This window comes from Streptomyces caelestis (assembly GCF_001279005.1).
Lineage (GTDB): Bacteria > Actinomycetota > Actinomycetes > Streptomycetales > Streptomycetaceae > Streptomyces > Streptomyces heliomycini.
In genome coordinates this window covers 299,676-321,145 of record NZ_LGCN01000210.1, presented here as the reverse complement: position 1 = coordinate 321,145, position 21,470 = coordinate 299,676, and the positions used below count along the sequence as shown (strand labels likewise).

Genomic DNA, 21,470 nt, shown 5'->3' with positions numbered 1-21,470 from the left:
AGCGCACCGACCAGAAGACTTTCGCCAGGCCGTGCGCATTCGGCGTACGGAACCGGCGAGACAGGACACAGAGTGCTCCCGTGCGGCGCCCGCGCCCCGGACGGCGGCGATCGCGCACCGCGCGAGCCGCGGACGTCACCGGCATCGCCGGACCAGGCGCGGCGCCCGGGAGCCTGACGGGAGAAACGCCCGCATGCTCGAACCGACCGAGCCCACCGAGGGCTCCGAACTGAACACTCCCAGCGACACCCTGCCGCCGAGGCGGCGGCGCCGTGCCGCGTCCCGCCCGGCAGGTCCCCCCGCCGGGGCGGCCGACACGACGGCGGAGACCGTCGCGCCGGCCATACCGGCCGCGGAGGACCCCGAGCCCGACGAGGTCGCGGAGCGGGAGGGCGCCGAGGCCGAGAAGGAGGCCGAGCCCGTCGAGGCCCCGGCCCCCGCGCCCCGGCGTCGTCGTGTGGTCCGCCGCGCGGCCGCGCCGGCCGGGGCGCCGGAGTCGGCGGAGGCCGCCGAGACCGTCGTACCGGCGACGCCCGCCGAGCCCGAGGCCGTTCCGGCCCCCGAGCAGCCCGCCGCGGCCACGTCCGAGGACGCGGCCCCGCGCCGCACCCGGCGTCGCGCGACCCGCAGCGTGACCTCGCCGACGGCGACCGCCGAAGCCCCGGCGACCTCCGAAGCCCCGGAGACCGCCCCCGAAACCCCGAAGGCCGCTCCCGCGGTCCCGGAGGCCGCTCCCGAGGCCGTGGAGACCACCGTCGAGGAGACGGCTCCGCGCCGTTCCCGGCGTCGCGCCACGCGCGGTGCGACCTCGCCGGAGGCGTCCACCAAGGCCGCCGAGGCCGCCGCCGAGGCGCCCGAGGCGCCCGAGGTCGCCGGGACGGCGGAGACCGCCGCCGACGCGTCCGAGGAGGCGGCTCCGCGCCGTTCCCGGCGTCGCGCCACGCGGCGTGCCGAAGCACCCGCCGCCGAGGAGGCCCCGGTGACCGAGGCCCCCGAGCCCGCCCAGGCCCCCGAGCCCGCGCAGGCCTCCGAGCCCGCGCAGGCCTCCGAGCCCGCGCAGGCCTCCGAGCCGGTGCGGGCCTCCGAGCCCGCGCAGGCTCCCGAGCCCGTCGCCGACGAGGCCGGCCCGCGGCGTCGGCGCCGGGTGGTCCGCAAGCCCGCCGCCGGCTTCGCCGAGCCCGCCGGATCCGGCGAGACGGAGACTTCGCGGCGGCGCCCCGCGCGTCCGGCCGTCGCCGTGTTCCAGCCGCCGGTGTTCACCGAGCCCCGCTTCCAGACCCCGGAGCGGGCCGCCGCCGAAGCGGCCGCCGAGGTCACCGAACCGGCGGTGGAGCCGGAGCGGACCGAGGAGTCCCCGGAGGAGCAGCCCGCCGCCTCCCGCCGCCGCCGTCGGCGCCGGGGTGCGGGCGACGAGCCCGAGGCCGCTCCCGTGACCCGCGCCGAGGACGAGGCGGAGGAGGCCGAGGAGGCCGAGGACCACGCCGAGGCCGACGACCAGGACGACAGCGAGGCCGCCGGTTCGCGTCGTCGCCGTCGCCGCGGTGGCCGTCGCCGCCGGCGTGGCGACTCCGCCGAGGCCGACTTCGAGGGCGAGGAGTCCGCGGACGCCGGCGCCGAGCAGGCCGTCCAGGACGCCGAGGACACCGCCGAGCAGGTCGAGGAGGACGCGGAGGACGAGGCCGAGTCGGCCGAGGACCGCGAGGACTCCGGATCCAGCAGCAGCCGCCGGCGTCGTCGCCGTCGCCGTCGCGCCGGTGACGGCGGCGGTGAGACCGAGGCGGTCACCGACGACCCCGAGCGCACCGTCGTCAAGGTCCGCGAGCCCCGCCCGAAGGCCGAGCCGTCGGACGAGGTGCAGTCCATCAAGGGCTCCACGCGTCTGGAGGCGAAGAAGCAGCGCCGCCGCGAGGGCCGTGAGCAGGGCCGCCGCCGGGTGCCGATCATCACCGAGGCCGAGTTCCTGGCCCGCCGCGAGGCCGTCGAGCGCGTCATGGTGGTGCGCCAGCACGGCGACCGTACGCAGATCGGCGTCCTGGAGGACGGCGTGCTCGTCGAGCACTACGTCAACAAGGAGCAGGCGACCTCGTACGTCGGCAACGTCTACCTCGGCAAGGTGCAGAACGTGCTGCCGTCGATGGAGGCCGCCTTCATCGACATCGGCAAGGGCCGCAACGCCGTGCTGTACGCCGGCGAGGTCAACTTCGAGGCGCTCGGCATGTCGGGCGGCCCGCGCCGCATCGAGTCCGCGCTGAAGTCGGGGCAGTCGGTCCTGGTGCAGGTCACCAAGGACCCGATCGGGCACAAGGGCGCCCGTCTCACCAGCCAGGTCTCCCTCCCGGGCCGCTACCTCGTGTACGTCCCCGAGGGCTCGATGACCGGCATCAGCCGCAAGCTGCCCGACACCGAGCGGGCCCGGCTGAAGACCATCCTCAAGAAGATCGTCCCCGAGGACGCGGGCGTCATCGTGCGCACCGCCGCCGAGGGCGCGAGCGAGGACGAGCTGCGCCGGGACGTCGAGCGGCTGCAGGGGCAGTGGGAGGAGATCAAGAAGAGGTCCAAGAACGGTGCCGGCACCGCGCCGACGCTGCTGTACGGCGAGCCGGACATGACCGTCCGGGTCGTGCGGGACATCTTCAACGAGGACTTCACCAAGGTCGTCGTCAGCGGTGACGATGCCTGGGAGACCATCCACGGGTACGTGTCGCACGTGGCGCCGGACCTGGCCGGACGGCTGTCCCGGTGGACCAGCGAGGTCGACGTCTTCGCCACGTACCGGATCGACGAGCAGCTCGCCAAGGCGCTGGACCGCAAGGTGTGGCTGCCCAGCGGCGGTTCGCTGGTGATCGACCGGACCGAGGCGATGGTCGTCGTCGACGTCAACACCGGCAAGTTCACCGGCCAGGGCGGCAACCTGGAGGAGACGGTCACCAGGAACAACCTGGAGGCGGCCGAGGAGATCGTGCGTCAGCTGCGGCTGCGCGACCTCGGCGGCATCATCGTCATCGACTTCATCGACATGGTGCTGGAGTCCAACCGGGACCTGGTGCTGCGGCGGCTGCTGGAGTGCCTGGGCCGGGACCGTACGAAGCACCAGGTCGCCGAGGTGACCTCGCTGGGTCTGGTCCAGATGACCCGCAAGCGGGTCGGCCAGGGCCTGCTGGAGTCGTTCTCGGAGACCTGCGTCCACTGCAACGGGCGCGGTGTCATCGTGCACCTGGACCAGCCGGCCGCCGCCGGCGGTGGCGGCAAGCGCCGGAAGCGGGCCCGGGCCGGTGCGGACCAGCCGCACGAGCACGAGGCGGCCGCGAGCGTGGAGACGGCCGAGCAGGAGGCGGAGACGGAGACGGCGGCCGAGGTCGCCGCCGAGGCCGCCGAGCCGGTCGCGCTCCCGGCGCCCGAGTTCGTGCCGGACGAGGAGCTGTACAGCAGCGCCGCCGAGGCGGAGGCCGCGGCGACCCGCGGGCGCACGCGCCGCCGGGCGAGCCGGCGGGCGTCGGCCCCGGCGGGCGCGCCGAGGCGGGAGACCGCTAGGGACAGGGCCGGCCGGCACAAGGCCGAGGAGAGCGAGCGGGCCGAGGCCGAGGCCCCGACGGCGCAGGACGTGACGGCCGCTGAGGAGGCCGCGCGTCCGGTGCAGCCGGAGTCGGCCGCCGAGGCGCTGGCCGAGCCCGCGGCCGTCGAGGACGCGGTGGTCCCCGAGCAGGTCGAGGAGGCCGCCGAGGAGGCCGCGCCCAAGGGCCGTACGCGTCGCCGGGCCACCCGCAAGGCGTCCGCGCCGGCCGGTTCCCCGGCGGGGGCGGAGGCCGCGGTGGTGACGGTCACGGAGCCCGCGGCCCCGGTCGCCGAGGCGCCCGAGCCGAAGCCCGAGGAGGTCCCGTCCGAGGTGTCCGCCGAGGCGCCCGCCGAGACCGGGGCCCCGGCCCGTCCGCGCCGCCGCGCGGTGCGCAAGCCGAGCACGTCGACCGCGTCCGAGGAGACGGCCGTCGTGGTCGTCCCGTCGGTGGCGACGGAGGCGGCGCCCGCCGAGGAGCCCGTCGAGGCGCCCGCGGAGGAAGCCGAGGCCGAGGCCGCCCCGGCCAAGAAGACCGCCCGCAAGGCGGTCAAGAAGGCCACGGCGAAGAAGGCCGCCACCAAGAAGACGGCGGCCAAGAAGACCGCCGCCAAGAAGACGACGGCCAAGAAGGCGGCGGCGAAGACCACCAAGTCGGCCGCCGCCAAGACGACCGCGAAGAAGACGGCGTCGAAGAAGACCGCGGCGGCGGCCCAGCAGCCGTCGTCCTCGGTGACGGCCTCGACGGAGGACTGACCTCCGGATCGTTCGGCGATCGTGATCCGCCCCCGGTTCCACCGGGGGCGGATCTCTTTTCCGCCATGAGGTGGCCGTGAGGGGTTCGAATACGTGAATGGCCGGTGAATCGTTGTTCCTGGCACGTGGTTATGATGTGCCCAAAGATCTACTGCGAAATCAGACAAACGGGGGCTTTCGGTCCCTGTCAAGGTCCACAGTATTGGGGCGCCACACGTGAAGGCTCTCGTGCTTTCCGGGGGAGCGGGAACCCGCCTCCGTCCGATCACCCACACCTCGGCCAAACAGCTCGTGCCGGTCGCCAACAAGCCCGTGCTCTTCTACGGCCTGGAGGCGATCGCCGACGCCGGGATCACCGAGGTCGGGATCATCGTCGGCGACACCGCGGACGAGATCCGCGAGGCGGTGGGGGACGGTTCCCGGTTCGGCATCGAGGTCACCTACATCCCGCAGGACGCGCCCCTGGGCCTCGCGCACGCCGTGCTCATCGCCCAGGACTTCCTCGGCGACGACGACTTCGTCATGTACCTCGGCGACAACTTCATCGTCGGCGGCATCACCGGCCTGGTGGAGGAGTTCCGCACCGAGCGGCCCGACGCGCAGATCCTGCTGACCAAGGTGCCCAACCCCACCTCCTTCGGTGTCGCCGAACTCGGCGCCGACGGCCGCGTGGTGGGCCTGGAGGAGAAGCCGAAGCAGCCGAAGAGCGACCTGGCCCTCGTCGGCGTCTACCTGTTCACCCCGGCCATACACGAGGCGGTCCGCTCCATCGAGCCTTCCTGGCGCGGCGAGTTGGAGATCACGCACGCCATCCAGTGGCTGATCGACCAGAAGCGGGACGTGCGTTCCACCACGATCTCCGGCTACTGGAAGGACACCGGCAACGTCACCGACATGCTGGAGGTCAACCGGTCCGTCCTGGAGACCCTGGAGCCCCACAGCGCGGGCACGGTGGACGAGACCAGCGAGATCATCGGCCGGGTGCGCATCGAGGAAGGCGCCCGGGTCAGCGGCAGCCGGATCGTCGGACCCGCGGTCATCGGCGCCGGTACGGTGGTCAACGACGCGTACGTCGGTCCCTTCACCTCGGTGTCCGAGGGCTGCCGGATCGAGGACAGCGAAATCGAGTACTCCATCGTCCTGCGGGGCGCGTCGGTCACCGGCGTGCGCCGGGTGGAGGCCTCGCTCATCGGGCGCGACGTCGAGGTCACGCCCGCTCCCCGTAACCCCAAGGCCCACCGGCTCGTGCTCGGTGATCACAGCAAGGTGCAGATCTCCTCATGACTACCAGGATCCTGGTGACCGGCGGCGCCGGCTTCATCGGCTCGCACTACGTCCGTACGGTGCTCGGCCCCCAGGGCCCCGGTGACGTCTCGGTCACCGTCCTGGACAAGCTGACGTACGCGGGCAACCCGGCCAACCTCGACGAGGTGCGCGAGCACCCCGGGTTCGCCTTCGTGCAGGGCGACATCTGCGACCCGGAGCTGGTCGGCAAGCTGATGGCCGAGCACGACCAGGTGGTGCACTTCGCCGCCGAGTCCCACGTCGACCGGTCCATCGACGGCGGCGCGGAGTTCGTCCGCACGAACGTGGTCGGCACCCACACGCTCGTCGACGCCGCGCACCGGGCCGGCGTCAGGACCTTCGTGCACATCTCCACCGACGAGGTCTACGGCTCGATCGACGAGGGCTCCTGGCCCGAGACCCACCCGCTGGAGCCCAACTCGCCCTACTCCTCGGCGAAGGCGTCCAGCGACCTGATCGCACTGTCCTACCACCGCACCCACGGCCTGGACGTCCGCGTCACCCGCTGCTCCAACAACTACGGGCACCACCACTTCCCCGAGAAGGTCATCCCCCTCTTCGTCACCAACCTCCTCGACGGCAAGAAGGTCCCGCTGTACGGCGACGGCGGCAACGTCCGCGACTGGCTGCACATCGACGACCACGTCCAGGGCATCGAACTGGTCCGCACCAAGGGCCGCGCGGGCGAGATCTACAACATCGGCGGCGGCACCGAGCTCTCCAACAAGGAGCTCACCGGGCTGCTCCTCGAGGCGTGCGGCGCCGACTGGGAGACCAGCGTCGAGTACGTCGAGGACCGCAAGGGCCACGACCGCCGCTACTCCGTCGACTGCACGAAGATCCGCGAGGAACTGGGCTACGAGCCCCGCAAGGACTTCCGCGAGGGCCTCGCCGAGACCGTCCGGTGGTACCGCGACAACCGTGCCTGGTGGGAGCCGCTGAAGGAGCGCGCGGCACTGAGCTGACGCACCACCCGTCTCGCGCGGGCCCGGGACCGTCCCGGGCCCGTTCAGGCGTTTCCCGCGCGTCCCGGATCCCGCCCGGGGCCCGCGCCACCCGGCACGGAGGACAGGAAGAGGGATGAACCCGACAGAGGAACAGGGGAACACGCCGGCCGGCTGGCTGGTCACCGGGGCGGGCGGGATGCTCGGCCAGGACGTACTGGCCCGGCTGGCCGCGGCGGGGGAGCAGGCCACCGCCCTGGACCGGGCGGCGCTGGACCTCACGGACGCCGACGCCGTACGGCGGGCGCTCGCACACCACCGGCCGGCCGTGGTCGTCAACTGCGCCGCCTGGACCGCCGTGGACGACGCCGAGACCCGCGAGGCCGAGGCGCTCGCGATCAACGGCGACGGCCCGGCCCACCTGGCGGCAGCCTGCGCCCGCACCGGCGCCGTCCTGCTCCACGTCTCCACCGACTACGTCTTCGCGGGCGACGCCGCGACGCCGTACGCCGAGGACGCCCCCACCGCGCCGCGCAGCGCCTACGGCCGCACCAAGCTGGCCGGCGAGCAGGCCGTCCTGAAGACCCTCCCCGACAGCGGCTACGTCGTGCGCACCGCCTGGCTGTACGGAGCGGGCGGCGGCAACTTCGTCCGTACGATGATCAAGCTGGAGGGTCTCAAGGAGACCCTCGACGTCGTCGACGACCAGCGCGGCCAGCCCACCTGGAGCGCCGACCTGGCCGGCCTGCTGCTCGAGCTGGGGCGCGGCGCCCTGGCCGGCACCGCCCCGGCGGGCGTCTACCACGGCACCAGCTCCGGCGAGACCACCTGGTACGGCCTCACCCGCGAGATCTTCCGCCTGCTCGGCACCGACCCGGACCGGGTCCGCCCCACCACCAGCGAGGCGTTCGTCCGTCCCGCCCCCCGCCCGGCGTACAGCGTGCTCGGCCACGAGCGCTTCGCCGCGGCCGGCATCGAGCCGCTGCGCGACTGGCGCGCGGCACTCACCGAGGCGTTCCCGGAGATCCACCGGGTCCGCGAGAAGGAGAACCCCGCGTGACAATCAAGGTCAGCGTCGTCATCGCGGTCTACAACCCGGGCAAGTACGTCGAGGACTGCGTCAACGGTCTGCTCCGGCAGAGCCTCACCCCGGACGAGTTCGAGGTCTTCTTCGTCGACGACGGCTCCACCGACGAGACCCCCGCCCTGCTGGACCGACTGGCGGCCGAGCACCCCCACTTCCACGTCATCCACCAGGAGTCCTCCGGCTGGTCCGGCAAGCCCCGCAACACCGGCATCGACGCCGCCCGGGGCGAGTACGTCATGTTCGTCGACCACGACGACTGGCTCGGCGACGAAGCCCTCGAGCGGATGTACGACTACGGCAAGGCGAACGACGCCGACGTGGTCGTGGGCAAGATGGCGGGCATCGGCCGCCCGGTCCCGCAGGAGCTGTTCCGGGTCAACCGGCCGCGCGCGACGGTGGAGAACGCGCCGTTGATCGACAGCCTCACCCCGCACAAGATGTTCCGGCGGGAGTTCCTCGAACAGCACGGCATGCGCTTCAAGGAGGGCCGCCGCCGGCTGGAGGACCACGTCTTCGTGGTCGAGGCCTACCTGCGGGCCAGGAGCGTCGCCGTCCTCGGCGACTACCTGTGCTACTACCACATCACCCGCGACGACGGCTCCAACGCCGGCTTCCAGCGCTTCGACCCGGTCGGCTACTTCAACAACCTCCGCGAGGCCCTCGACGTGGTCGAGGAGCTCACCGAGCCCGGCCCGCTGCGGGACAAGCTGTTCAGCCGCTGGCTGCGCAACGAGATGGTCGAGCGGCTGCGCGGCAACCGGCTGCTCAAGCTCCCCGAGGACTACGCCGAGGAGCTGTACCGCGAGATCCGCGGTGTCGTCACCGAGCGGTTCGGGCCGGGCGTGTTCGCCCGGGTCGCCCCCACCCAGCGGGTGGTGGCCGGACTGATCGCCGCCGACCTCTACGAGGACGTCCGCGCCCTCGCCCGCTGGGAGGCCGGGATCAGGCCCACCGGCACCTTGGACTCCCTGACCTGGGAGGACGGCGTCCTGAAGGTCGACTTCACCTCCGAGTACCAGGTCGACGGCGAGCCGATGACCTTCCGCCGGGAGGGCGAGCGCGACCTGCTCGGCCTGCCGCTGTCCGACAAGGCGCTCGAGGCGCTGACCGGTCAGGACATCACGCTGGAGGCCCCGGTCGACAAGAGCGACGTGGACCTGGTGGTCCGCCACCGGGAGGACGCCAGGCAGTTCTACCTCCCGGTCGAGTGCGAGCTGCACCGCCTGGACGCGGGGCAGGGCTCCTTCCGCCAGCGGATCACCGCGCGCGCCGTCCTCGACCCGGAGACGGCGGCCGCGGGCGAGCCCTTGGAGAAGGGTCTCTGGGACCTGCACCTGCGCATCAAGTCCTGCGGCTGGAGCAAGGAGACCCGGCTCGGCGCGGTGCGCGGCGAGGACGTGGAGGCCGGACGGCTGGCCGCGCTCACCGGCGGGCCGAGGCGGCTGGTCCTGCCGTACTGGACCGACGGGCCGGGCAACCTCTCCCTCGACGTCGACCAGCACACCAACAAGCTGGAGCGCGAGGCGGTGGCCCGGATGGACCCGGCCGGGGCCGCGGTCGAGGGCTCGGCCGTACGGCTGCCGCTGCCGCTGCACGTCGCGGCGGACGCCGGTGACCCGGTGCGGCTCCGCTTCGAGCGCAAGAACGTGGGCAAGTACCCGGCCGACGCCGTGGTCGACGGCCGTACCGTGAGCGCCGAGCTGCCGCTGGAGAAGCTCACCGGGATGCGCTGGGCGGTCCGCATCGGGGTGCCGTCCGCCGCCCGCGGCGAGGCGAAGTGGACCCGGCTCCCGGTCGACGTGGTGGTCGCCGCCGACGGCACCGCCCGGGTGATCGACCGGCACACCCCGCCGGCCACGTCCGCCGGGTCGAAGCCGGCGACGAAGAAGCCCGCCCCGCCCCGCCCCCTGTGGCGCCGGGCCGCCGGCCGCGTCAAGCGCGCACTGACGAACGAGAAGAAGAGCTGAGGACGGACCCTTCCATGCGACCCCTTTCCCTCCCCGGTGCCTGGGTGTACGAGCCGAAGATCTTCCCCGACGGCCGGGGCAGCTTCCACGAGTGGTTCAAGGCCCCGGTCTTCACCGAGGCGGCGGGCCACCCGCTCACGCTCGCCCAGGCCAACATGTCCGTCTCCAGCCGGGGCACCCTGCGCGGCATCCACTTCGCCGACGTGCCCCCCGGCCAGGCCAAGTACGTCAAGTGCGTGCGCGGCGCGGTCCTCGACGTGATCGTGGACATCCGGACCGGCTCCCCCACCTTCGGCCAGTGGGAGGCGGTCCGCCTGGACGACCGGGACCACCACGCGGTCTACCTCTCCGAGGGCCTCGGCCACGGCTTCATGGCACTCACCGACGACGCCACCGTCGTCTACCTCTGCTCCGAGGGCTACGCCCCCGAGCGCGAGCACGGCATCCACCCCCTGGACCCGGCCCTGGGCATCGAGTGGCCCGCCGACCTCACCCCGCTCCTCTCCGCCAAGGACGAGCAGGCTCCCACCCTGGCCGAGGCCCGGGACCAGGGCCTCCTGCCCTCCTACGAGGCGTGCGTGGCCTACCGGGAGGGCCTCGGCGGCTGAACCGTCCGGGTTGGACCGGCTCTCCCCGCGGGGGCCGGTTTGACCCGTTCGGCCACGGCCCCGTAACCTTGACCGTCGGCGTGTCCATCGGGACCGCCACATCCCCGTAAACCTCTTCCTTCCGGGTGCTCCGGTGGCCGGGAGAGGTCGTCCGTGTTCCTGGCCGGGCGGCTGGCCTGCGGGGGTGCCGTTCTTCGAGTGAGAGTGAGATCCGCGTGTACGCCATCGTGCGCAGCGGTGGTCGCCAGCACAAGGTTGCTGTCGGCGACATCGTTGAGGTTGACAAGATTTCCACCGCCAAGGTGGGCGACACGGTCGAGCTCTCGACCCTGCTCGTCGTCGACGGCGACGCTGTGACCAGCGACCCGTGGGTGCTGGCCGGCATCAAGGTCCAGGCCGAGGTCGTGGACCACCACAAGGGCCAGAAGATCGACATTCTGCGCTACAAGAACAAGACCGGCTACCGCCGTCGTCAGGGCCACCGCCAGCAGTACACGGCGATCAAGGTCACTGAGATCCCCGCGGCTGCGAAGTAAGGGACTGAGGAGACATGGCACACAAGAAGGGCGCATCGTCCACCCGGAACGGTCGCGACTCGAACGCCCAGCGGCTCGGCGTGAAGCGCTTCGGCGGTCAGGCCGTCAACGCGGGTGAGATCCTGGTCCGCCAGCGTGGCACCCACTTCCACCCGGGCGCCGGCGTCGGCCGTGGCGGCGACGACACGCTGTTCGCCCTGCAGGCCGGTGCGGTGCAGTTCGGCACCCACCGTGGCCGCAAGGTCGTGAACATCGTTCCGGTCGCCTGACCGGAAGCTTTCGCGAGGCGGACCTCACTTCCCTCACGGGAAGCGGGTCCGCCTTTCGCGTGTTGGGCAAGAGACAACCCCGTAGTAACTGGAGGCACATCCCATGACCACCTTCGTGGACCGCGTCGAGCTGCACGTCGCCGCGGGTAACGGAGGCCACGGCTGTGCCTCCGTCCACCGTGAGAAGTTCAAGCCGCTCGGCGGGCCCGACGGCGGCAACGGCGGACGCGGCGGCGACGTGATCCTCACCGTCGACCAGTCCGTGACGACGCTCCTCGACTACCACCACTCCCCGCACCGCAAGGCCACCAACGGCAAGCCCGGCGAGGGCGGCAACCGGTCCGGCAAGGACGGGCAGGACCTGGTCCTCCCCGTGCCGGACGGGACCGTCGTCCTGGACGGGGCGGGCAACGTGCTCGCGGACCTGGTCGGGCACGGGACGTCGTACGTCGCCGCCCAGGGCGGACGCGGCGGGCTCGGCAACGCCGCCCTCGCCTCCGCGCGCCGCAAGGCGCCCGGGTTCGCGCTGCTCGGCGAGCCGGGGGACCTGCGGGACATCGTCCTGGAGCTCAAGACCGTCGCCGACGTGGCGCTGGTCGGGTACCCGAGCGCGGGCAAGTCGTCGCTGATCTCCGTGCTCAGCGCCGCCAAGCCGAAGATCGCCGACTACCCCTTCACCACCCTGGTCCCGAACCTCGGCGTGGTCACCGCCGGGTCGACCGTCTACACCATCGCCGACGTGCCCGGCCTCATCCCCGGGGCCAGCCAGGGCAAGGGGCTCGGCCTGGAGTTCCTGCGGCACGTCGAGCGGTGCAGCGTGCTCGTGCACGTGCTGGACACCGCCACGCTGGAGTCCGAGCGCGACCCCGTCTCCGACCTCGACATCATCGAGGAGGAACTGCGGCAGTACGGCGGTCTCGGCGACCGCCCCCGCATCGTCGTCCTCAACAAGATCGACGTCCCCGACGGCAAGGACCTCGCCGAGATGGTGCGCCCCGACCTGGAGGCGCGCGGCTACCGCGTCTTCGAGGTGTCGGCCGTCGCCCACACGGGGCTGAGGGAGCTGTCGTTCGCGCTCGCCGACCTGGTGGCGCAGGCGCGGGCCGCCAAGCCCAAGGAGGAGGCGACGCGGATCGTCATCCGGCCCAAGGCCGTGGACGACGCCGGCTTCACCGTCACCCGCGAGGAGGCCGACGGGGAGCTGCTGTTCCGCGTGCGCGGCGAGAAGCCCGAACGCTGGGTCCGCCAGACCGACTTCAACAACGACGAGGCCGTCGGCTACCTCGCCGACCGGCTCAACCGCCTCGGTGTCGAGGCGGAGTTGATGAAGGCCGGCGCCCGTAACGGCGACGGCGTCGCCATCGGCCCCGAGGACAACGCGGTCGTCTTCGACTGGGAGCCGACCGTCACCGCCGGCGCGGAGATGCTCGGCCGGCGCGGCGAGGACCACCGCTTCGAGGCGCCCCGCCCGGCCGCCCAGCGGCGCCGGGACAAGCAGGCCGAACGGGACGAGTCCGAGCAGGCGTACGACGGTTTCGAGCCGTTCCAGTCGGAGTGACCCCGGGTGAAGTCGTGGTGAACACCCGGGCAACCAACGGGTGTTCCGACCGGTCGTACTGAACGGCAACCCGACCGGTTCGACGACAGGACGCCCGCCATGACCGCGCCTTTCCCACGCCGCAGGAACCTCACCCGCCCCGCACGGATCGCGCTCGCGACCGGCGTGGCACTCGTCGTCGCCGGCGCCCTCGCGGTGCCCGGCGCGTACGCCGCGCCCGCCGAGGGGCCGGCCGCCGGCGCCGCGCAGCCGCGCGACGACTTCGACGGCGACGGCTACGCGGACCTCGCCGTGGCCGCGCCCCAGGCGACCGTCGCCGGCAAGAAGGGCGCCGGGTACGTCGCCGTGCTGTACGGGTCGGCGAACGGGCTGCGCCCCGCGAGCAGGCAGGTGTTCCACCAGAACACCGCCGGCGTCCCCGGCAGTGCCGAGACGGACGACGAGGTCGGCAGCGCGCTCACCACCGCCGACCTCGACCGGGACGGCTACGCCGACCTCGTCGTCGGCGTCGCCCGCGAGGACACCGAGGACGGAGGGGAGAACGCCGGGCTGGTCGAGGTGCTGTGGGGCGGGCCCCAGGGGCTGTCCGGCGGCACCGCGCTCGCCTCGGGACGCGACGCCCACGACGCGCTCGGCGCCGCCGGTCATCTGACCGTCGGGGACGTCAACGGTGACGGCAGCCCGGACGTGGTGACCGTGGAGAACCTGCACGACCTGCGGATCCTCAGGGGCCCCTTCGGCCGGGGCGGCGCCGGGTCGGGCGGTGAGCAGGTGGTGAAGGACGTGTACGACAGCCGCGTCCTCGACCTCGCCGCCGGCGACGTCAACGGCGACGGCCTCACCGACATCGTCGCCACCGAGAACGACGGCGACGAGTTCGACGCCCGCCGGGTCGTGTACTGGCTGGGCGACCGCACCGCCCTCAACCCCTTCACGCTCGTCCACGACATCGACGGCGCCGGCCTCCAGGGCGGCGAGAACCTCGACGTCGGGGACGTGAACGCCGACGGGTACGACGACATCGTGGTCGGCCGGGCCGTGGACGGCTACGACAGCGACCTCGACAACCCGTACGTCAAGGGCGGCCGGGTCACCTGGATCCCCGGCACCGCGAAGGGCCCCGACGGGGTGAAGGCCGTCTTCCTCAACCAGGACCGCCCCGGCGTGCCCGGCACCGCCGAGGACGACGACGCCTTCGGCACCGACGTCCACCTCGGCGACGTCGACGGCGACGGCTACCAGGACGTCGTCACCGGAGTGCCCGGCGAGGACCTCGGCAGCGTGTCCGCGGCCGGCGCCGTCGTCGTGCTGCGCGGCACCGCGAAGGGGCTCACCGGCGCCGGCGCCCTGACGGTCACCCAGAACACCGCGAACGTACCGGGCACCGCCGAGAAGGACGACAGGTTCGGCCGGGCCGTCCACCTCGGCGACACCAACGGCGACGGACGCGCCGACCTCGCCGTCGGCGCGCCGGGGGAGAACTCCGGCGCCGGGTCGGTGTGGTACTTCCGCTCCTCCCCGACGGCCGTCGCGGGCGGCGCCGGGACCTTCGGCGCCGGCACCCTCGGCACGGTGGCCGCCGGGGCGCACCTGGGCATCGCCTTCACCGACTGACGGCCGCGGCCGCGTCGCCCGCCGCTCACCCGACGGACCCGTCGTGTCCACGGGACGTTCCCGTGCCGCGACGGGTTTCCCGTTGTCCCCCTTCTTGTCATGCACGCGAATCACGGTGTTCAGCGGACGGACCGCCCGGACCGCGAGCTTCCCCGTGTCCAAGCGCCATACGAGGCAGGGGAGTCAACCGATGACCGGAGCAGTCCGGCCCGACCGCCGTCGCGTCCTGACCGCAGGCGCCGCCGTGCTCGGCGCCGCCGCCTCCGCCCAGCTGTGGCTGCCGGCCACCGCGCACGCGGCCGAAGCGAAGTTGCCCGACGGCGTGTTCAGCCTGGGCGTGGCCTCCGGCGATCCGCTCCCGGACGGGATCGTCCTGTGGACCCGGCTCGCCCCGGACCCGCTGAACGGCGGCGGCATGCCCGACCGCACCGTGGCCGTGGAGTGGCAGGTCGCCCGGGACGCCCGCTTCAGGAAGGTCGTCCGCCGGGGCGTCGCCCCGGCCCGGCGCGCATACGGGCACAGCGTCCACGTGGACGTACGCGGACTGCGCCCGGACACCGCGTACTGGTTCCGCTTCCGCGCCGGCGGGCAGCTCTCGCGCGTCGGCCGCACCCGTACCGCGCCCGCCCCGCACAGCTTTGGCGGCCGTCTGAAGGTCGCGCTCGCCTCCTGCCAGAACTGGCAGCACGGCTACTTCACCCCGTACGCCGACATGCTGCGGCAGGACCCGGACGTCGTGGTGTTCGTCGGCGACTACATCTACGAGTCCACCCCCTCGGCGACCGGCGTACGGCGCCACGAGGGCACCGGTGAGCCGTACAGCCTCACCCAGTACCGCAACCGGTACGCCCAGTACCGCTCCGACCCGGACCTCGCGGAGATGCACGCCAACGCCCCGTTCGTGGTCACCTTCGACGACCACGAGGTCGACAACGACTTCGCCGGCCAGATCCCGCAGGACCCCGACAAGCAGGCGCACGACCCGTTCGTCGCCCGGCTGACGGCCGCCTACCAGGCGTACTACGAGCACATGCCGGTCCGCGCCACCGCCGTGCCGAACGGCCCGCACATCCGCATGCACCGCCGGCTCGACTTCGGCCGCCTCGCCCGGCTGAACGTGCTGGACACCCGCCAGTACCGCAGCGACCAGGCCACCACCCAGGAAGGCGCCCAGGACCCGACGCTGACCATGCTCGGGGCCGCGCAGAAGCGCTGGCTGGTCGACGGGCTGCGCCACTCGCCCGCCCGCTGGAACCTGATCGCCTCCCAGGTCATGATGGCCGAGACCGACCTCCAGGTCGGCGAGGGCAAGCTCTGGTACTACGACGCCTGGGACGGCTACCAGGCCGAACGCAACGCCCTGCTCCAGGAGTTCCGGCGGGTCAGCAACCCCGTCGTCCTCACCGGCGACCGCCATCTGACGATGATCAGCGACCTGAAGGCGGACTTCGCCGACCCGAGGTCCGCGGTCGTGGGCGCCGAGTTCGTCGGCACGTCCATCTCCAGCAACGGCGACCAGGACCAGGCCGCGTTCCGCGCGCAGTGGGACCCGCGGCGCGCGGACAACCCGCACTGGAAGCTGCTGGACGCCCACCGCGGCTACCACCTGTTCGACATCCGTCGCGACGGTATCGACGCGCGCGTGCGGGTGGTGGACACGGTGCTGCGGCCGCGGGCCACGCCTCGCACGCTGGCCGCGCTGCGGGTGGAGGCGGGACGGCCGGGCGTGCACCTGGCCTGAGCGGGGCGGGGGCGGGTCCGCGGCCCGGCGCTTCGCGGGGCGCCCGGTGCCGGGGCGGGCCGGGGGTGGGGTTGCGCCGCCCGGCGCCTGCGGGGTGCCGCCGCGCCCACCCGTGCCGCCCTGCGGCACGACTGCCCGCGGGAGCGGAGGGCGTGGCGGTGCGGCACTCAGCCGGGTCCCGGGCTCCTCGCACGGCATCCTCAGCGAGCCGTCCTGCCGTGCCTCGGCACGGACACCGACCGTACGGGAGAAGAACCCCCGGCCACCGGCGTGGTCCCCCGCTGCCCGCCGGCACCCGCCTGCTGCACATCGGTCCGCACGAAACCGGCACCACCGCCGTCCGGGGCGCGTTGTTCGCCGCGAAGGAGGAGACGGCGCGGCGTCGACTTCCCGGCGCACAGCCGGCACCCGATCGAGGCCGTCCTCGCCGCCTGCGCCCGGCCCGGGTGCGGGCCACCGGGCGGCGCACCTCCGTGCTCAGCAGCGCGTTCTTCGCGGACGCCGAGGACGGGCGACGATCGGCCGGATCGTCGAGCAGCTCGGCGGCATGGGGGAGAAGCCGAGAGTGGGGGAGGGCGCACGTCCTGGTCACGCCGCGGCCCCTGGCGCGGACCATGCCCTCGCAGTGGCGGCAGTACGGGCGGAACGGGCTGCGGCTGGACCATGAGCCGTGGCTGGAGCACATGCTCCGCCGGCCCCCGTACGACAGGCCCGCCCCCGGCTTCCGGCGCCGGCACGACCGGCTGGTCGGGCGGTGGGCCGGGGCGACCGGTCCCGACCGGGTGACCGTCGTCGTGGTCGACGACCGCGACCGGGACGCGCCGATGCGCACCTTCGAGGCGCTGCCGGTACTGCCCCATGGGCTGCCGCGTCCGGTCCCGGAGACCGCGAACCGTTCCCTCACCCTCGCCGAGACCGAAATGCCGCGGAACCTCGACAAGGAATTCCGCGGCAATGGGCTTCCGGAAGAGCTGTATTCGAAGCCGGTGCGGCACGGCGCGATCGCGCATATGAGGAACGCGTGCGGTCCCACCCCGCGGGACGTGAGGATCCGTACCCCGCGATGGACCCCGGAGGCCGCCGCCGGGATCGGCGCCGAGGCGGCCGCGCGGACCGGCTCCACGGGCGTGCGGATCCTCGGCGACCCGGCGTCGCCGTCCCGCACACCGGCGTCCGGAGGACCGGCGGACGCGCCGCGGCTCGCTCCCGAGGCGGCCGCGCGGGCCCTGTTCGGGACGCTCACCACGGCCGCGGCGACGAGCGGCGCCGGCAAAGGGCGTACCGTTCACCGGACATCGTCGAAGGAACTCGTGAAGGTCCTCGGTCACCGCTGCCCGGAACGGCTGCGCCTGCGCTGAGCCGACCGGGTGGTGTCACGCCTGTCACGCACAGCAATGGCATAACTCCTGTGGAGTTACTCACAAGAATTCACGGTGCGTCCCGGGAACCCTCACCGGGCGCCCGGAGTCCTGGGTGAATGACAGGTGGCGCGCACATATGCGGCAGAGGTCGCTCACCTTGCACTGCGGTAACCACAAGTGGGACCATTTCGCAGTTCCCTGTCGCCCCAAGGTAGGTCACCTGTGTCCCAGCACATAGCCAAGCCCCGTACCACCGCAGTGATCCTGGCCGGCGGTACCGGTCAGCGGGTGGGTCTGTCGATCCCCAAGCAGCTGCTGAAGATCGCCGGCAAGGCAGTCATCGAGCACACCCTGGCCACCTTCGAGAAGGCCGACTCGATCGACGACATCATCGTGCTGATGGCGCCGGGGTACGTGCCCGACATCGAGAAGATCGTCGCCAAGGCCGGGCTCACCAAGGTCACCAAGGTCATCGAGGGCGGCTCGACCCGGAACGAGACCACCGAGCGGGCCATCGCCGCGCTCGGCGAGGGCCTGGCCGAGGGCGAGGACCGCAACGTCCTCTTCCACGACGCCGTGCGCCCCCTGCTGTCGCAGCGCGTCATCGACGACTGCGTGACCGCGCTGGAGCGCTACCAGGCCGTCGACGTGGCCATCCCGTCCGCCGACACCATCATCGTCACGCGCACGCACGGCGAGGACGGCGAGTTCATCACGGAGATCCCGGACCGCTCCCGGCTGCGCCGCGGCCAGACCCCGCAGGCCTTCAAGCTGTCCACCATCCGCCGCGCCTACGAGGTCGCCGCCGGCGACCCCAACTTCCAGGCCACGGACGACTGCTCGGTCGTGCTCAAGTACCTGCCGGACGTGCCGATCCACGTCGTGGCGGGCGACGAGTACAACATGAAGGTCACTCAGCCGGTCGACGTCTTCATCGCCGACAAGCTCTTCCAGCTCGCCTCCACCGCCGCTCCCGAGCAGGTCTCCGAGGAGGCCTACCGGCAGCTGCTCACCGGCAAGACCATGGTGGTCTTCGGCGGTTCGTACGGCATCGGCAAGGACATCGCCGAACTCGCCGAGTCCTACGGCGCCACCGTCTACGCGCTGGGCCGCTCCACCACCGGCACCCACGTGGAGAACCCGGAGGAGGTCGACGACGCGCTGTCCAAGGCGTACGGCGAGACCGGCCGCATCGACTACGTCGTCAACACCGCGGGCGTGCTGCGCATCGGCAAGCTCGCCGAGACCGACAACGCCACCATCGAGGAGGCGCTGAAGGTCAACTACCTGGCCCCGGTGCAGATCGCCCGCTCGGCCTACAAGTACCTCGCGGAGACCGACGGACAGCTGCTGCTGTACACCTCCAGCAGCTACACCCGCGGGCGCGCCGAGTACAGCCTGTACTCCTCGACCAAGGCCGCGATGGTGAACCTCACCCAGGCCCTGTCCGACGAGTGGGCCGGCGACGGCGTCCGGGTGAACTGCATCAACCCGGAGCGCACCGCCACGCCGATGCGCACCAAGGCCTTCGGGCAGGAGCCGGCGGGCAGTCTGCTGTCCTCCGAGGCGGTGGCCCGGACCTCGCTGGACGTGCTGTTGTCCGAGCTCACCGGCCATGTCATCGACGTACGGCAGCAGGACCCGACGGCGGGCGCGGCGCGGGCCACCGGGTTCGAGCAGGCGCTGGCCGCGGTGCTGGACCGTCAGGACGGCGTGTAATAATTGCCGTTAAATAATCTTCCGTAATTCAGGCCTCCGCGGCCTCCTGTTCACGTGGTGAGTCGACGGGAGTTCGCGGGGGCCTGAATCCGTACCTCTCGAATTGCGCACAGGCACAAAACCGGCACTCCCCCCTCCAAGAGCAGGTTATTCGTGATATCCACCGCTATTCGCGTCGCCCGGGTGGGCAGCGCGGCCGAGCTGGCCGCGGCGGCCCTCATGGTGCTGGGCTTCCCCTGCCTCATGCTGGCCGCGCTCGTCCCGAGCATCCCCGCCTTCGCGGCGGCGGCCGCAGTGACGTACCTGGCGGACCACTATCTGCACCGCAAGGGCAGCTACCTGGTCAGCCGCCTCAGCAAGGTGCGGGCCGGCCTGTCGATCCGCTTCCTGATCCGGCAGCTGCTGCTGATCCTGCTGCTGGCCCGCCTGTCCCTCGCGGACAACCTGATCTACTACGGGGCGATCGCCTGCTTCATCGCCTTCTACGGTCTCCAGGCCCCGCACGGCGCGCTCACCACGCTGATCCGCAACCGCCGCCGGATGCCGGTCGCCACCCGCAACGTCGACCTGGCCTCCCGCATCCGCATCCCGGACGCGCCGCCGCGCGCGCTGCTGAACCGGCCCGCGGAGAAGATGCTCCACCTCGACCTCGCGGCGGTCGTCGGCATACTGGCCGGCGCCTCCCTGGAGTCGGCGGCCATCGGCTACACCGGCATCGGCGTCACGGTGGCCGCGGGCACCCTGTACGTCCTCGCCCTGCTGCCCTACGTGCGCGGCCGGAAGACCCCGCCGAGCCCGGAGAAGGTGCTGGACGCGGTCGACGGCTGGCTGCGCGAGTACCGCCCGGAGACCGTGCTGTACTTCTCCGGCTCCAAGGACTCCGCCTACCAGGTCAACATGTGGCTGGAGACCATGGAGCAGCTGGACACCCGTCCGCTGGTCATCCTGCGCGAGCGGGTCATCCTGCAGAACCTGGCGCCCACCACGGTCCCCGTCGTCTGCGTGCCCGGAGGGGTGCACCTGATGAACATGGACCTGTCCACGGTGCGGGTCGCGCTGTACGCGGCGAACGTCGGCAAGAACATCCACATGCTGCGCGTGCCCACCATGAAGCACGTCTTCATCGGCCACGGCGACAGCGACAAGCTCGCCAGCGTCAACCCGTTCAGCAAGGTCTACGACGAGGTGTGGACGGCCGGCCGCGCGGGCCGCGACCGCTACGCCATCGCCGACGTCGGCGTCCGCGACGAGGACATCGTCGAGGTCGGCCGCCCGCAGCTGGCCCCGATCCAGACCTGGCAGGGCGTCCCCGGCGACCGCATGCCGACCGTCCTGTACGCCCCCACCTGGGAGGGCTGGGACGACAACCCCGGCAACACCTCGATCCTGCTGGCCGGCGAGAACATCGTGAAGAAGCTGGTCCAGGCCGACCCGGCGGTGCGCGTCCTGTACAAGCCGCACCCCTTCACCGGCACCCGCAGCCCGCAGGCGAAGGCCGCCCACCAGCGGATCACCGCGCTGATCGAGAAGGCCGCCGCCGCGCGCGCCGCCGACCCGCGCTTCACCGCCGACACCGCCGCCCAGACAGAGGCGCGGGCCGAGCTGGCGCGCATCGAGGCCCGGCTGGCCGAGCTGGCCGGCGGCGCCGACAAGGGCGACGAGGCCGAGGCCTCCCGCGACGGGGTGGTCGACGTGGCCCGGCACGAGGAGACCGCCCGGCTGCGCGCCGAGTGGAACACCGCGTACTGGCGCTCCTTCCCCGACTGGGAGCACCGCGTCATCACGGGCGCCGAGCCGCGCCTGTACGACTGCTTCAACGTCTCCGACGCGATGGTCTCCGACATCTCCAGCGTGGTCTCCGACTTCATCGCCAGCGGCAAGCCGTACGCCGTCACGGACTCCGCCGAGCTGGGCGTGGAGGAGTTCAAGCGGCAGAACACGGCGGTGCGCGCCGCGGTGATCCTGTCCAACGGCGCGAAGGAGCTCGGCGGGCTGCTCGACGCGGTCCGCGCCCCGTCCGCCGACCCGCTGGCCGGGGACCGGGGGGAGCTCAAGCGCTACCTGCTCGGCCCGGACGAGCCGAAGTCCATCGACCGGTTCAACACCGCGGTCGCCCAGCTCGCGCTGAAGGCCGAGACGCGCAACCTCGGCCAGGAGACCCGGATCACCACCGGCGGCCCCGACGTGGAGCTGGCGGACGCGGTGCCCGTGCCGCGGACGTCGGCGGCCGGTGGGGCGGACGGCGTCGACGCCGGCTGACCGGCCCGGCGGGTTCGGCAGGGCTCGGCCCCCGAGGATCGATTCCTCGGGGGCCGAGCCCTTTCACGTGCCCGACAGGCCGTCGGCGGTCCTGTGACGTGGACCACTAAAACAGGTGTCCGACGCAACCTCTCGCTTCGAACTGCCGTCTCACACATAAAGAATGAGGCGATACGGGGGAAACGCCCCGTGACGA

General features: G+C 72.6%; 14 protein-coding genes. All 14 read left to right on the top strand.

Annotation, left to right across the window (positions count from 1 at the left end):
* Positions 1-193 precede the first annotated feature (193 nt).
* Positions 194-4,306 carry a ribonuclease E/G gene (locus tag ADK41_RS24705; RefSeq protein WP_030818410.1) on the top strand — a complete coding sequence of 1,371 codons (4,113 nt, stop codon included), beginning with the start codon at positions 194-196 and terminating at the stop codon, positions 4,304-4,306.
* A gap of 216 nt (positions 4,307-4,522) precedes the next feature.
* Positions 4,523-5,590, top strand: a complete 1,068-nt coding sequence (locus ADK41_RS24700) for a glucose-1-phosphate thymidylyltransferase (RefSeq protein WP_030818408.1) — start codon at positions 4,523-4,525, stop codon at positions 5,588-5,590.
* Positions 5,587-6,576, top strand: a complete 990-nt coding sequence (gene rfbB, locus ADK41_RS24695; RefSeq protein WP_030818407.1) for a dTDP-glucose 4,6-dehydratase — start codon at positions 5,587-5,589, stop codon at positions 6,574-6,576. The genes ADK41_RS24700 and rfbB overlap by 4 nt, the downstream gene beginning before the upstream one ends.
* Positions 6,577-6,691: 115 nt before the next feature.
* Positions 6,692-7,615, top strand: coding sequence for a dTDP-4-dehydrorhamnose reductase (gene rfbD, locus ADK41_RS24690; RefSeq protein ID WP_030818405.1), 924 nt, complete (start codon positions 6,692-6,694; stop codon positions 7,613-7,615).
* The gene (locus tag ADK41_RS24685) at positions 7,612-9,609 is read left to right on the top strand and encodes a glycosyltransferase family 2 protein (RefSeq protein WP_030818403.1); all 1,998 of its coding nucleotides are present in this window, start codon (positions 7,612-7,614) and stop codon (positions 9,607-9,609) included. The genes rfbD and ADK41_RS24685 overlap by 4 nt, the downstream gene beginning before the upstream one ends.
* A gap of 14 nt (positions 9,610-9,623) precedes the next feature.
* A complete protein-coding gene (gene rfbC, locus ADK41_RS24680; protein ID WP_030818401.1) occupies positions 9,624-10,217 on the top strand; it encodes a dTDP-4-dehydrorhamnose 3,5-epimerase in 594 nt (197 codons plus the stop codon).
* A gap of 215 nt (positions 10,218-10,432) precedes the next feature.
* A complete protein-coding gene (gene rplU, locus ADK41_RS24675; protein ID WP_004931419.1) occupies positions 10,433-10,753 on the top strand; it encodes a 50S ribosomal protein L21 in 321 nt (106 codons plus the stop codon).
* Positions 10,754-10,767: 14 nt separating this feature from the next.
* The gene (gene rpmA / locus ADK41_RS24670; protein ID WP_003976205.1) at positions 10,768-11,022 is read left to right on the top strand and encodes a 50S ribosomal protein L27; all 255 of its coding nucleotides are present in this window, start codon (positions 10,768-10,770) and stop codon (positions 11,020-11,022) included.
* A gap of 103 nt (positions 11,023-11,125) precedes the next feature.
* On the top strand, positions 11,126-12,580 hold the full coding sequence (gene obgE, locus ADK41_RS24665) for a GTPase ObgE (protein ID WP_030818398.1): 1,455 nt from the start codon (positions 11,126-11,128) through the stop codon (positions 12,578-12,580).
* 99 nt (positions 12,581-12,679) lie between these two features.
* Positions 12,680-14,194, top strand: coding sequence for an FG-GAP-like repeat-containing protein (locus tag ADK41_RS24660; RefSeq protein WP_051842735.1), 1,515 nt, complete (start codon positions 12,680-12,682; stop codon positions 14,192-14,194).
* A 190-nt stretch (positions 14,195-14,384) separates the two neighbouring features.
* A complete protein-coding gene (locus ADK41_RS24655) occupies positions 14,385-15,935 on the top strand; it encodes an alkaline phosphatase D family protein (RefSeq protein ID WP_030818394.1) in 1,551 nt (516 codons plus the stop codon).
* A 614-nt stretch (positions 15,936-16,549) separates the two neighbouring features.
* The gene (locus tag ADK41_RS24650) at positions 16,550-17,293 is read left to right on the top strand and encodes a hypothetical protein (RefSeq protein ID WP_234318495.1); all 744 of its coding nucleotides are present in this window, start codon (positions 16,550-16,552) and stop codon (positions 17,291-17,293) included.
* A 225-nt stretch (positions 17,294-17,518) separates the two neighbouring features.
* Entirely contained in the window at positions 17,519-19,015 is a 1,497-nt protein-coding gene (locus ADK41_RS24645) for a bifunctional cytidylyltransferase/SDR family oxidoreductase (RefSeq protein ID WP_030818391.1), read from the top strand.
* Between the two features lie 183 nt (positions 19,016-19,198).
* Positions 19,199-21,274, top strand: coding sequence for a hypothetical protein (locus ADK41_RS24640; protein WP_030818389.1), 2,076 nt, complete (start codon positions 19,199-19,201; stop codon positions 21,272-21,274).
* The last annotated feature ends 196 nt before the right edge of the window (positions 21,275-21,470 follow it).